This is a genomic window from Dyadobacter sp. SG02 (assembly GCF_900109045.1).
Classification (GTDB): domain Bacteria; phylum Bacteroidota; class Bacteroidia; order Cytophagales; family Spirosomataceae; genus Dyadobacter.
The window spans coordinates 16,682-29,744 of sequence record NZ_FNYL01000001.1; the positions used below are offsets into that span (position 1 = coordinate 16,682).

A 13,063-nucleotide genomic window follows, 5' to 3' on the forward strand; every position below is an offset into this window, starting at 1 on the left:
CTCCCGGCCTGATAAATATTGTGGATGAAATGTAATCTGACCGCTATTTTTTAAACGGAATCATCGCCCGCAATTGCGCGTCACGCAGGTACAACCCGGCCCATACAAGCACACCGAAAACCGACGCAAAATATAATGGCTGCTCCGCGCGAACCATGACGGCGATAGCACCGCCGAGGTAACCGGTGATCAGAATGGCTCCCAGAATAGCTGTGCGGGGAATAATGTAAAGGATTGTCGAAACGAGTAATGCAATACCAATGCTCTGCACCTGGTCCGCGGGCCAGCCCAGTGCCACCGATCCTTCGATTGAAATCGGATGGGCGATTACTTTCATCACTGCATCTACGAGCAGGAACAGAACACACAATATGCTGATGGCCTTGCCGACGATCGCGACTTTATCGGTACGGGGTTTCGCGACTGGGGTAACAAATGTAGCTTCCATGATTTCTTTTGGTTTATAAAGGTTTTGTTTGATTGATTGGTTGATACAAAACTAGCAGGTACCAAAAGGATGGGCGCTGTGTAAAAACGGCAGTATTGGGGGGCGTTTGCGACACTATCAGAAGGTTCTATGCATTATTCGATACAATGGATGTCTTTCTATTGCGTTTTAGGTTACAAAAAGTAGAAATTATTAGTAACTTGCTTATAACTGAAATTCAACGTAGCCCGCAAAACCTGAAATATGAAAGAACCGATCATGCAGGATCACATCCTTGCAGCAAGTATACGCAATGGCGACATACCCTCATTCACAAGGGTTTACGAAACCTACCACGCCTACTTGTTTCGCTTTGCTCTCCGGTTTTTGAAGTCCACGGAACATGCCGAAGAAGCTGTACACGATGTATTCCTGAAACTATGGGAAAACCGCGACTGCCTGAGCAACGAGTCTTCGTTGAAATGCTACCTTCTTAAAATCTGCAAAAGCCACATTTTCCACACGCTCACGCGCGCAGGCAAAGAGCAGGCGGTACTGCATTTTTGACCATTCCGAACCGGGCCAGATCAATGGATAAAGAAATTCATATCAGGAACCTCGTTTACAAATACATCTCGAACCAATGCGACGGTCACGAGCAGGACGAATTGCTCCGGCACCTGCAAACGCCGGCGGGCAAGTGGGTTTTTGACGAAGTAATGACTTCGGAGGCCGGTAAAATATTTACAAAAAGCGAAGAGATCGAGCCCGCAGTATCCAATAGACTATTGGGCCGTCTGCGCCAAAGTATGGTCGCCGAAGAAGCCTTGCAGGAACAGCCGTTGCCTTTTTATCGCAAAAGCAGTTTTATTCAGATCATTACAGCCACATCGGTATTGCTGGCGGCGCTGGCGGTTTACTGGCTCTTTAAATAGCGAAACCTCCCCTATTTTTTGATGTATTCATCCGTGAAATGCGTCCTGCTCTTCGATTGGGCGAATTTCTCGCTGTTGTAGCTCTGTGATTTGCCACGCGGGATCGAAAGCGACGACCAGTTCTCATCCAACGCCATTTTCCCGATGAACACGATCTGCCCCACATGGTAAGGGTAATGCGCCAGTTGCCTGTTGATGGCTTCCATTACAGAATGCCCCTGATTTCGTATATAAACAATGGTGTCCCAATTCGACTCGTTCAGGGAATCGAGCGCGCTGAAAAGACATATCCAGCCCTCGTTCCATTTCGCGAGAAGATCGTTACGGTCGTTGATATCGTTGTCAAATTCAGCGTCGCGGTTGCGCCATTCTTTTTCGCCGTCGGTAGTCAGGAAATCGGTCCAGCGGGAAAGCATATTTCCCCACAAGTGCTTTACAATGCTGGCAATGCTATTGCTTTCTTCATTGTACTTCCAGAAAAGCTGCTCGTCGCTCAGCTGCGCGATCGTCTTTTCCCCCAGCATTTTGTAGTATTCAAATTGCTTTCTGACACTATCTATATACTCCTGGTTCATGGCCTTGTGATTAGGATTAATGCTGATCCAAATTACAAATTGTTACCCATTAATGCGAACCGTCATCACTTCTCCGTAGGCTATTTTGATATCGAAAATACTCGTCAGCTCTATCTGATTGACGATCGAAAGGATCAAACGGATCACACCGGCATGCGTCACAATACCTACTTTCCGGTAACGCAATTGGCCGAGTTCCGTCCAGAATTCTCTTACGCGTGCGTACATCTGCATCATGCTCTCGCCCCCGGGTGTGCATACGTTCACATAGTCGTCCATCCAGGCCTGCAATGCATGCTGATCGACAGTGTCCCACGTTTTCCCTTCCCATTCTCCAAAATCCAGTTCCTGTAAACGGTAATCGGTTAAAAATGTAGGCGAAAGTGCCTTGGCAAGCTCGGTGCATCGCAATGCCGGACTGGAATAGGTTACTTCAAACTCCCCATTCAATTGTGACCGCACCGCTTCCAGCTCGGAAGGGAAATCAGCGTGCAGCAAAAGTTCTTTCCGGCCGTAGATCAGGCCGGGTTCCAGGATCGGCGTCGTGTGGCGGATCAAATAAACTTCCACAGCACGACGATAAAAAAGTAGAATGTAACCTCGCAAACCTGCTGAATTGCGCCCAGACAGTCGCCGGTATAGCCGCCGATCCATTTTCTGAAATAGCGCGCAAGCAGGATCGTAATCAACCCTAAAACCGGGATCACTGCCAAAATCAATGGTTGCCCCAGGTACACAGTCATTCCAAACAAAGGCATTATCCCGAAAACAATGGCCGTTGCCAGCACCGCAAATGGCGGTTTCCCGGCAACAGGCTTCGCTTTACCATCCGTATCCCGCGAGTAGGGAAGCATGTAAATAACAAATACCGGCATGAGTCTGCTCAATGCATGTCCGCTGACGAGCACAGTAATAACGTTGTTTCCCCACCCCGAAATAGCTTGCAGAAGCGCAAATTTCAACGCAAAGATCAATATCAAACCTACGGAAGCATAAGTACCCACCCGACTGTCCTTCATGATTTCCAGTATCTTATCCTTCGTCCATCCGCCTCCGAAACCATCGCAAACGTCCGCGAAACCGTCTTCGTGGAATGCGCCGGTGAGTAATACTGAAATGATCATGGAGCACAGCACCGCGATCGACGGATTGGTGAGATAGTCGCCCGTGAGCCAGGCAACACCGGCTACCAATCCGACGATCCAGCCGACAAATGGCAGGTAGGCCGTCGCCAGACTGAGATTTTCGGGCCTGTATACTACCCATTTCGGCGCGGGGAGCCGGGTATAAAATTGCAATGCCGTGAAAAACAGGGTGAATTGGTGACGGATGTAGGACATCGGCTTTCGGGTATCAGCTTTCGTTGGAACCTTCTGTTTTCTGGCTCACACCCGCGCTTTCAAAACTCGCCATTTCATTCAAAAATGCCACAGCGCTTTGCGCCAGCGGATAAGCAAGTGCGCATCCCGTTCCTTCGCCCAAACGCATGTCGAGTTTCAGGAGCGCATCCGCTTCCAGCGATTCAAGCAGCAAACGATGGCCTTTTTCGTTGGATTGATGGCAGAAAACGGCATACCGCCGAATGGACGTGTCCATTTTAAACGCGGACAAATAACTTACCGAGGCGATGAAACCATCGATCAGCACGAGCATTCCCAATCGCGCAGCTTCGAGCATCGCACCGCACATCATCGCAATTTCAAATCCGCCGAATGCCGCCAGCACCGATTCGGGATTATTGTTTACATTTTGATGGTATTCCAATGCTTTGCTCAACACGTCTGTTTTTCTGCTAAGCTGCGCATCGTCGAGCCCGGTACCTTTGCCTACACATTCCGTAATCGGGATATTCAGCAACCGGCTCATGATCGCCGCCGCCGAAGAGGTGTTACCAATGCCCATTTCACCGAAACCGATCACATTGCACCCGGTTTCATGCACCTGCTGAACCAGTTCAGCGCCTTTTTCGAGGCATTGCCGGCATTCGGCATCCGTCATGGCGGGCTGTTGCGTAAAGCTCTTGGTACCAAAATTCACCTTGGCATCTATCAGCTTTTCATTTTTACCAAAATCATAATCCACACCCGCATCCACCAACAGCAAATTGATACCGTGCTGCCGTGTAAAAACGTTGATCGCCGCGCCACCGCCAATAAAGTTAAGAACCATCTGCGGTGTTACTTCCGACGGATAGGCGCTCACGCCCTCCGAGGCGATCCCGTGACTCGCCGCAAAAACCAAAATATGGGGATTAACAAGCTTCGGCGACAACGTATCCTGCACCGACGCAATCTGGAATGCCAGCTTTTCCAGGCCTCCCAACGCTCCTAACGGCTTGGTTTTCAAATCAATCTTAGCCTGGATTTCCTGGCTGGTAATGGTAGCTGTATGCATCGTTATTTCGTTGATTTTAAGATTAATGGAAGCCCCGAAACCATCATAATCGCCTCCCGGGCCACTGCGGCCACATATTGATTGGCCCAGCCCTGCAAATCGGTAAATTTCCGACCGGCCTCCGTTTCCGCATGCACTCCCATGCCTATTTCATTGGAAATGATAATGAAATTAGCGTCGATAGCCGCCAGCGCGTCGATTTCCGCTTTGAATGCGGCGAGCGACTTCTCAACATTATATTCAAATGCGACGAACAGGTTCGTAAGCCATAACGTGACGCAATCGATCACCGCCACTTTTCCCGCCAGCGGTAGCAAATGAATGTCCCGCTCGCTTTCGAGCGATGTCCATTCCGGCCCGCGCTCGTCCTGGTGCCGTTTTACACGCTCTGCGAAATCCTCGTCCCAGATCCGAGAAGTGGCTACATATACCGGATTGGCGCTTTTCTGCAATGCCAAATCCATTGCAAACCTGCTTTTCCCGCTCCGGACGCCGCCCGTCACATAGATGATCATGACGGCTCGGCGCTTTTGAAACGCTTGTACAAAAAGAGCTGCCATTTTTCCTCCGCTACACCTGCCTTATCCATTTCCGCACGCGCGAGGGTGAAAAACAGGTCTGAAAGGCGGTTAATGTAAGCCGGAACAGCCTCATGTACCTCGTCGGTTTTGATCAGCGACACCAGCCTCCGCTCCCCCCGGCGCATTTGCGTACGCGCGATGTGACATAGCGCCGACACTTCATTCCCGCCAGGCAGCAAAAAATAGTCCGATGGCGAAGTCATCGCCGCTTCCAGCGCATCGATCCACTCCTCGCAAAAAGTGGCACCATCCACCGGCATCGGGTTTTTGTTTTCCTTTTTAGCATCCGAAGGCCGCGCCAGGTGCGACATCATGTCCATCAGGTCTTTCTGGATTTTGTGCAGATTAGGCTGCCATTCATGCCCGACGCCCAGCTTCACACGCAACAGACCGATCGTGGAATTGGCCTCGTCCAGCGTACCGATGCATTCGATCCGAACATCGTCCTTACTGACCCGGCTTCCGCCAAACAGCCCGGTGGTACCTTTATCGCCCTTTTTGGTGTATATTTTCATTTAATTAATTGATTTATAATAGATCAACTCGTGCCTGGGCAACAAATCCGGATGGATAATGCGGATCAGATCGGCCAGAACCAGATGTGGGTTCACCGCACCTGATTCCCAATAATCGTTCGCGCCCTGCCCGTTCATACGGTTGTTGTAGCTGTAAATATGATTGGTTTGGAATGCCTTGAAATCGGCATAACGGACATCGCGCGCAAGCACATCTTTCTTGGTCTGCACGTTTCCGATACTCACATTCAGCCAGAAATCGGCCTGCAATGCGACAGGATAAACGGTTTCAAAACTCAGTGGCAGGCTTCCCGTTGCCTTCGTGCCCGACCAATGGTAAGAAGCTCCGGCATCCTGGAAGAAACGGTTCACATAACTATCGCCGTTGGGCACATTCCAGGCGTCTTTGGAGTTCATTCCGGTAATCAGGCTCGGACGTGCTTTGACATTTTTGGTGAGGCGGGCCAGCCGTTGATACTCCTCTTCAACGTGGGCAAACTTCCGGTTCACCTCGCCTTCTTTATTGATCAGCGCCGCCAGTAACTTCACCCATTCCGCCCGCCCAAGCGGCGTCGTTTCTACCCATTCCGAATTGACCATCACCGGAATCCCCGCCTGATGCAACGATTCATAGCGGCTGACTTTCGAAACCGGGCTGCCAGTAGCCATAATCAGGTCGGGGTGCATGCCTACCAGCAGCTCTTCATTAAGCCCCTGGTCCTTCCCTACCTCGACAATCTTCCCGGATTTGATACGGTCCAGGACCTTCGCGGAAGAAACATATTTGAGGTTGCCCATACCCGTGAGAATATCCTCGCAACCCAGAAATCCGATCAATCCGATATGCAGCGACGACATCGCAACCATGCTCCTTACCGGGATTTCGATCACCTGGCTGTCCTTATACCCGATGGGCCTGGGCGTACCGCGCTGCACGAGCACATACGTCAGCGTGTCCGTCGATTTCTCGAACGGGCTCATGATTTTGACCACCTTATAATGCTTGTGATAGGTAATTTTAAAGCCTTTGGCATGGCCTACCCTGACATTCTCCGGAAACAGATCCGGGCCTGAATAATGTGATTCGCCTTTTTCGTAAAGCGACGAAGAAGTGCTGCAACCGGCCAGCAAGCCGCACAGCAGCAGGGCTGCAAGTATTTTTCTAATAATCATGTAGTCATCGGCCTTTCTTCCGAAAGCCATGTTAACAGCGTTTGCAGGCAGGTCTTCTGACTCGTTCAACCCTTGCGCCTTCCCGGGGGGAATGAGTGAATGTGCATTCACTCATTGACTCATTCAAATCCCAGTGACATCTTACAAGAGCCTCGTTATGAACTTACAGCAGCGGAGACTGTTCCGGATTCGCACCGGATTCCCTTTTAATCACGCGTAACCGCGTGTACCTGGATGGCCGCAAAACTAGCAATATTTTATTGCTTATCATTGCAAAGATTCATTTACACACACCCGGCATGAAACGCGACGACACCCTCTGGAAATCAATTCTGGAAGACATTTTCGAAGACTTCCTGCTCTTCTTCTATCCCGACGCAGGCACGTTCTTCGATTTTTCCAAAGGTTTCGAATACCTCGACAAGGAGCTTGAACAATTATTCCCGCCGGAGGATCATTATCAAACCCGATTTGTAGACAAACTTGTAAAAGTATATTGCAAAAACGGCGACAATGAATGGATACTCGTTCACATTGAGGTGCAAGGCTACCGCGATCCCAATTTCAGCCGGCGAATGTTCACCTACTATTCGCGGATATTGGATAAATATGACAAACCTATTACCGCATTCGCGATTTTCACGGAGAATAATGCGGCATTCAGGCCTTGTGAGTACTATCGGGAGTTTCTGGGAACCAGCGTTTTGTTCCGGTACAATGTATTTAAAATTCTCGATCAGGATGAGCAAATGCTTGGGAAGAGCGACAACCCCTTCGCGATTGTAGCATTAACAGTGAAGGCAGCTTTGAAAAGTAAGTCGGTATCAGAAACCGATCTGCTGCGTTTGAAGATCCAGCTGGCTAAAAACTTGTTGGATAGAAATTTACCTAAATCGAAAATCAACAACTTACTAACATTTGTTCGGTTCTATATTCACTTTGAGAATCAGGATACTCGTTTTAAATTTGAGCAAGCAATAGATCAGATCACACAAAATAAGCAAACTATGGGCATCCAGGAATTCATTACAGAAAGATTCCGCACGGAAGGTAAAGCAGAAGGGAGGGCAGAAGGCAGAACGGAACTAATGGCTATGATAACCCATAACCTACTTCACGAGACGTCCCTGTCAATCGAAAAAATTGCCGAATTGGTAGGCGCCTCCACAGAGTTTGTTTTAAGTATTAAACAAGGTAAATACAAAGATATGTCACTAGAATAAGCAGTACCATTGCCAGGCAAGTCCGGTGATTCACACTTGACGTTCTCTCTATTGCCCGGGGTTCAATGATCTGGTTGCTTTCCCCAATAAACGGCTTCTCCACCACCTTCCCGTGATACACATTCGGGCCGCCAAAGCGACTGTCTAATATCCCCGCCAACGCAGATTCAGGATAGCCCGCATTCGGGCTTTTATGTTTGCTGCCAAACTTGAAAATAAATCGTAAACCACGACTGCTACCCGTTACCAATACCATCAGCAATGCCGTCAACCGAGCAGGAATGAAGTTGGCCACATCATCCAGCCTCGCCGCGAATTTCCCGAACCATTCGTAACGTTCGCTCCGGTAACCGAGCATGGAGTCCATCGTGTTCACCATCTTATACGCCATCATGCCCGGAACGCCTGCGATCGCATAGTAGAAAAGCGGTGCTACGACACCGTCACTCAGGTTTTCCGACATGGTTTCCAGTACAGCGATGCGTATCTGCTGCGCATTCAGTTTCGAAGTGTCCCTGCCTACAATCCGTGAAAGTTGTTTTCTCCCTGCTTCCAGACCTTCGTTTTCCAGGACTGAAAATACCTTTTTACCCTCCGCAATCAGCGAATGATTGGCCAGACCATAATACACCCAGACACTATTAACAGCCAGATACAATACCGGCACCTGCACAAGCACCGCATTGGACCCATAAAAGAATGCAAACACCAATACGACCAGGACCACACTCAACGCCGCACCTTTCAAAAAACGGAAACGACCGCGGTTTAACCACTTTTCACCCTGCGCAATGGCGTTGCCGAACACCCGGACCGGATGCGGCCAGTTGTCGGGATCGCCGAGCCACAAATCGAGCAGATAACCCGCGACCAACGGAAAGGTCAGTAATAGAGCGTTTGCCATTCCCTCAGCGCGTTGATCATCTTTTCATTGTCTTCCGGCCGCTGGGTAGCCAGGCGGAAATGCTGACGCGTGAGCCCACGGAAATTGCCCGCGTCGCGGATGAGGAGGCCGTGTTTTTCGATCAGAAAATCTTTTAGCTGAGCCGCATTTCGAACCAATGTTCTTACCAAAAAGAAGTGGGTATCGCTTTCCAGCACTTCCAGGCATTCCAATTGTTTCAATTCTTGAACGAACGTTCTTTTATCCTCTAATAGCTGTGAAAACGGCGGCTGAATTTCACTGAAATGTTCGTAAATGTAATGCCCGGCCGCCATTGCCAGTGTATTGACTGTCCATGGCTGCTTGATATTTACCAAAGATCCGACCATTTCCTCGCGTGCAAGCAAATAGCCTAATCGCAGCCCCGGAATCGCGTAAGTTTTTGTGAGCGAACGCATAACCAACAGATTCGGGAACCGGTTCATCAGCGCGACGGCCGACTCCGCTTCCTTTGTGAAGTCAATAAATGCCTCGTCTACCGCGAACAGACATTGCGGGTTCAGTTTCAGCCAGTATTGTAAGTCATTAAAAATAAGGCCGGTAGGATTGTTCGGGCTACAAATAAATACCAGATCACTTTTCAGTCGTGGCAATTCCAATGCATCCTGCCAGCTTATACTGCCGATTTCATGGCCGAATGCCAGGCATGCATCTTCATACTCGGCGAAAGAAGGCGTAACGATCGTCGTACGCTTGCCCGAGAATTGTTGCGCGATCAGGTAAATACTTTCCGTAGTGCCGCTGCATACCAGCACTTGCCCTGCCGATATTTGATGATGGCTGGCGATCTTTTCCCTCAAACTCTCCGCAAGTACCTCGGGATAGCGCTTGATTTCGCTCCATTTTTCAAAAACATACTCCTTCAAACCGGCTGGCTCTCCGCCGTACCAGACATTCGTACTGAAATCCGCAACAATCTTTTTCCCATACCGGTAGCCGTCGTCGCCATGCCCGTGTAACATATTTTACTCTGCTATACTATTGTAAATCAAATCCATATCGATATGCTCCCGTAGCAGATCGGCCAGTTTATCATATTGCTTTTCCTTAAACTCCTGGTAATCATACTGCACTGCTCCTTCATCGGTATACGGCGCCAGAATGCTATCTATTACAATCGGGTTATCAAGAATCCCGTGCAGGTACGTGCCCCACGTGCGTGCGTCGCCGAAATAACCGTCCGTGCGCCCATCCGCGAACGTGGCAACGGGCTCACCCGGTTGCAATGCAATGGTTTCACCCATATGGATCTCATAACCCGCACATCGCTCAGGATTTTGCATGAAACGGAATTCGCACTGTAATGTCGTTTTTTCGGATTGCAGGATCGTTTTAACCGGCAGGAGCCCCAGCCCTGGCAGCTCTTCGATCTCACTTTCAACATGATGCGGGTCGAAAATGCTTTCCCCCAACATCTGGTAACCGCCGCAGATGCCTATCACCGTCCTGCCGTCCTTATGTGCGTCATAAATGGCTTTCGCTACGCCATTATTTTTGATGGCCAGCATATCGCCGATCGTATTTTTACTTCCTGGAATGACGACAACCGATGCCTTGGCGATCTCTGACGGCTCATTGGTATAATACAAATTCACGCGCGGGTCTTTTTCAAGACGGTCAAAGTCTGTAAAGTTCGAAAGTCTTTTCAGCAGGATCACCGCCACATTCACCTTTCCCTCCACGGCCGACCGGTATTTGAGCTCCAACGAAACCGAATCTTCCTGCTCGATGTGAATATCCCGGAAATAGGGCAAAATACCCACTACCGGCAGTCCGGTCAATTCTTCAAGCATTCTCTTACCCTCTTCGAACAGCCGTCCGTCACCCCGGAATTTGTTAATGATAATACCTTTCATGCACGCGCGCTCGTCGGGCGTAAGCAACGCGATGGTACCATAAACGCTCCCGAAAACGCCTCCTTTGTCAATATCGGCGATCAGGTAAGCAGCCGCCCCGGCGTGGGCAGCCATTCTTAGATTCGTAATATCCCGGTGTTTGAGGTTAAGCTCCGAAATACTGCCCGCCCCTTCCATTACGATGGGTGAATATTTGGCAGCAAGACGATCGAATGCTTCTTTGACTGACGAAAACAGCTCGCGCCGGTCGTTAGCCATAAAGTACTCGTAGGCTGATTGATTTCCCACCGGCTTGCCATTCAAAACCACCTGCGAAGTCTTGTCATTGGTAGGTTTAAGCAACACCGGGTTCATGTCTGATTCACAAGGAATCTGCGCCGCTTCCGCCTGTACGGCCTGCGCCCGCCCAAGTTCGAGGCCGTCGGCCGTCACAAAGCTGTTGAGCGACATATTCTGGGCTTTGAACGGCGCAGGCTGGTAGCCGTCTTGCTTGAATATCCTGCAAAAACCCGCAGTGATCACGCTTTTGCCGACATCGGAACCGGTGCCAACGAACATGATCGGCCGTAATTTCTTAGTATTCATTTCATTCAAATATCAATTCGCTCCGAAATCGTCTCTGTAATTTCATCGGCCGAAAGAGCCTGCAAAGACAAGTACTCTCCTCCCAACGCACCCGCCAGCTCCCTGGCTTTCCCGTAGCGGACATAGCCGCTTTCCGTATCCAGCACCAGTGAAGGAAATTTCAGATTTTCAGCCAGTTGCACCGATTGCCGCCACGCATCGCCGCTGGCTCCCGGCAACGGCACATTGGCCTTGCCGTCACTCAATATCACCAAAAATGGCTGAATCCGGTCGTTTTTCGACAATGAAGCCAGCATATTTTCAGCCAGTTGCAATGCATGTGGCAATGGCGTGCGCCCTCCTGTCGGTAATTTTTCCAATGCCTGCCCGGCCAGTTCCGTACTCCGGGTCGGTTCGAGCAGTACCGTTGCTTCTACGCCCCGGAAAGCTATCACAGCCACCATATTGCGTTTCTGATAAGCATCTTGCAGCAAATGCATCACGCTTCCTTTTACAGCCTCCATGCGCTTACCCGCAGCCATCGAGCCCGATGCATCTACTACAAACAGGATGAGATGGCCGGTCTTTCCATTTCTGACTTTCTGATGCAAATCCTGCCTGCCGATCTGCATTTGGTCAGGGTCGCGCGCCAATGCATGTATGACCGTATCGGTCAAAGCAATGTCTGTCGCGGTATCATTCCTGACGGCCCTTACCTGAAAGCCTTGCTCACTTTTCCTGGCCCTGAGTGCCCTGCCATTAGCGGAATTTGGCAATGCCTCGGGCTCTGTATTTTTCAATTCTGGAATATTCATTCTAAAATCAATTCCCGCAATACTTTCATCGTCTCCGGTACCGCAACTTCCTTCGCCACATTCGCCTGCTTCTCCATCATTTGCCGGGGCTTCCGGTGCGCCTGATGATTGCGTGCTATTTCGGGCAGCGTTACCTTCCCCGGCATTATCCTGATCATCTTCCAACGACTGACCAGCTTGTGGCGGCAATGCATTTTTCCCCTTCCTGTGTGTCAAAACCAGCTCGACGCTCTCCCGTATATCTAGTGGAGTTACCGTCGTTCGCCCGTTCAATGCGGCAATGGTGATCGCCGTTTTGTACAGCACAATATCGGCCCGTAAGCTGCTCACGTTCCATTCGATACAAAGCTGGCTGATCATTTTGAGCAAGCCATCCGGCATTTGGATAAGCGGCAGTAACCGCTTTGCTTTATCGATTTGTGCCCTGACACTTTCCTGACCACTTACCCAATGACTTTTAAATAAGGCCGGATCGTTTTCAAACGCAATGCGTCTCCGTACTACCTCGGTTCGGGCCTGTACATCGGTTTGCGCCGTCACTTCCACCATCAACCCGAAGCGGTCCAGAAACTGGGGCCGCAAATTTCCTTCTTCCGGGTTCATCGTACCGATCAGCACAAACCGCGCCGGATGGCTTACGGAAAGCCCTTCCCGCTGAACCGTATTGACGCCCGAAGCGGCTACATCCAGCAGCACATCCACGAGATGATCGGCCAGGAGATTCACTTCATCAATATACAGAATACCCTCGTGCGCGCTCGCAAGCAGGCCCGGGAGCAGTTTTTTGGTTTTGTTGGAAAGAATAGCCTCGATATCCAGACTACCGAGTACCCGGTCCTCCGACGCGCCGAGCGGTAAATCGACAAACGGGACCGGCTCACCCGAATGCTCCAATGCGGGCATCACCTCGGCGAGGCCGCGTACCGCGGTACTTTTGGCCGTACCCTTTTCGCCTTTGATCAGCACCCCGCCAATGCCGGGATTGACAGCGCAGAGCAGCAGCGCTTTTTTCAGTTTGTCTTGCCCGACGATCGCGGAAAACGGGTATAAATTCATTTCAAT

At 50.2% G+C, this 13,063-nt stretch carries 15 protein-coding genes and 1 riboswitch; of the genes, 3 read left to right on the top strand and 12 right to left on the bottom strand.

The genetic code is table 11. From position 1 onward, the window contains the following. Positions 1-43: 43 nt before the first annotated feature. On the bottom strand, positions 44-448 hold the full coding sequence (locus tag BMW93_RS00080; protein WP_090373163.1) for a DoxX family protein: 405 nt from the start codon (positions 446-448) through the stop codon (positions 44-46). Between the two features lie 243 nt (positions 449-691). On the opposite strand from BMW93_RS00080, the gene BMW93_RS00085 reads away from it, so the two are divergent. Next, positions 692-994 (top strand): RNA polymerase sigma factor, encoded by a 303-nt coding sequence (locus BMW93_RS00085; protein WP_090373164.1) that lies wholly within the window; start codon positions 692-694, stop codon positions 992-994. A gap of 23 nt (positions 995-1,017) precedes the next feature. Then, complete coding sequence (locus BMW93_RS00090) at positions 1,018-1,362, top strand: hypothetical protein (RefSeq protein ID WP_090373165.1); 345 nt, start codon at positions 1,018-1,020, stop codon at positions 1,360-1,362. Between the two features lie 11 nt (positions 1,363-1,373). Here BMW93_RS00090 and BMW93_RS00095 read toward each other — a convergent pair whose 3' ends face one another. The 7 genes from BMW93_RS00095 to BMW93_RS00125 form a co-directional block, all read right to left on the bottom strand. Beyond that, the gene (locus BMW93_RS00095; protein ID WP_090373166.1) at positions 1,374-1,937 is read right to left on the bottom strand and encodes a DUF1572 domain-containing protein; all 564 of its coding nucleotides are present in this window, start codon (positions 1,935-1,937) and stop codon (positions 1,374-1,376) included. A gap of 42 nt (positions 1,938-1,979) precedes the next feature. Continuing rightward, the gene (gene cobC / locus BMW93_RS00100) at positions 1,980-2,507 is read right to left on the bottom strand and encodes an alpha-ribazole phosphatase family protein (RefSeq protein ID WP_090373167.1); all 528 of its coding nucleotides are present in this window, start codon (positions 2,505-2,507) and stop codon (positions 1,980-1,982) included. Next, positions 2,492-3,277: an adenosylcobinamide-GDP ribazoletransferase gene (locus BMW93_RS00105; protein ID WP_090373168.1), complete on the bottom strand. Its 786-nt coding sequence runs from the start codon at positions 3,275-3,277 to the stop codon at positions 2,492-2,494. Before BMW93_RS00105 ends, cobC begins: the two co-directional genes overlap by 16 nt. 13 nt (positions 3,278-3,290) lie before the next feature. Then, positions 3,291-4,331, bottom strand: a complete 1,041-nt coding sequence (cobT, locus tag BMW93_RS00110; protein WP_090373169.1) for a nicotinate-nucleotide--dimethylbenzimidazole phosphoribosyltransferase — start codon at positions 4,329-4,331, stop codon at positions 3,291-3,293. Positions 4,332-4,333: 2 nt separating this feature from the next. Continuing rightward, positions 4,334-4,846 carry a bifunctional adenosylcobinamide kinase/adenosylcobinamide-phosphate guanylyltransferase gene (locus BMW93_RS00115; RefSeq protein WP_090373170.1) on the bottom strand — a complete coding sequence of 171 codons (513 nt, stop codon included), beginning with the start codon at positions 4,844-4,846 and terminating at the stop codon, positions 4,334-4,336. Further along, positions 4,843-5,427 (bottom strand): cob(I)yrinic acid a,c-diamide adenosyltransferase, encoded by a 585-nt coding sequence (locus BMW93_RS00120; RefSeq protein ID WP_090373171.1) that lies wholly within the window; start codon positions 5,425-5,427, stop codon positions 4,843-4,845. The genes BMW93_RS00115 and BMW93_RS00120 overlap by 4 nt, the downstream gene beginning before the upstream one ends. Continuing rightward, positions 5,428-6,630 (bottom strand): ABC transporter substrate-binding protein, encoded by a 1,203-nt coding sequence (locus BMW93_RS00125; RefSeq protein ID WP_229240095.1) that lies wholly within the window; start codon positions 6,628-6,630, stop codon positions 5,428-5,430. Then, positions 6,629-6,849, bottom strand: a riboswitch (cobalamin riboswitch). Its footprint overlaps the gene before it by 2 nt. Positions 6,850-6,899: 50 nt before the next feature. Between BMW93_RS00125 and BMW93_RS00130 the strand changes: the two genes are divergently transcribed. Further along, on the top strand, positions 6,900-7,823 hold the full coding sequence (locus BMW93_RS00130; protein WP_090373172.1) for a hypothetical protein: 924 nt from the start codon (positions 6,900-6,902) through the stop codon (positions 7,821-7,823). Here BMW93_RS00130 and cbiB read toward each other — a convergent pair. The 4 genes from cbiB to BMW93_RS00150 are packed head-to-tail and all read right to left on the bottom strand — an operon-like array spanning position 7,786 to position 13,057. Beyond that, the gene (gene cbiB, locus BMW93_RS00135) at positions 7,786-8,727 is read right to left on the bottom strand and encodes an adenosylcobinamide-phosphate synthase CbiB (protein ID WP_090373173.1); all 942 of its coding nucleotides are present in this window, start codon (positions 8,725-8,727) and stop codon (positions 7,786-7,788) included. The two genes, BMW93_RS00130 and cbiB, sit on opposite strands and share 38 nt — an antisense overlap. After that, entirely contained in the window at positions 8,706-9,728 is a 1,023-nt protein-coding gene (locus BMW93_RS00140) for a histidinol-phosphate transaminase (RefSeq protein ID WP_090373174.1), read from the bottom strand. Before BMW93_RS00140 ends, cbiB begins: the two co-directional genes overlap by 22 nt. A 3-nt stretch (positions 9,729-9,731) precedes the next feature. After that, positions 9,732-11,207 (bottom strand): cobyric acid synthase, encoded by a 1,476-nt coding sequence (locus tag BMW93_RS00145; RefSeq protein WP_090373834.1) that lies wholly within the window; start codon positions 11,205-11,207, stop codon positions 9,732-9,734. A 5-nt stretch (positions 11,208-11,212) separates the two neighbouring features. Then, entirely contained in the window at positions 11,213-13,057 is a 1,845-nt protein-coding gene (locus BMW93_RS00150) for a magnesium chelatase subunit D family protein (RefSeq protein WP_090373175.1), read from the bottom strand. Between the last annotated feature and the right edge of the window lie 6 nt (positions 13,058-13,063).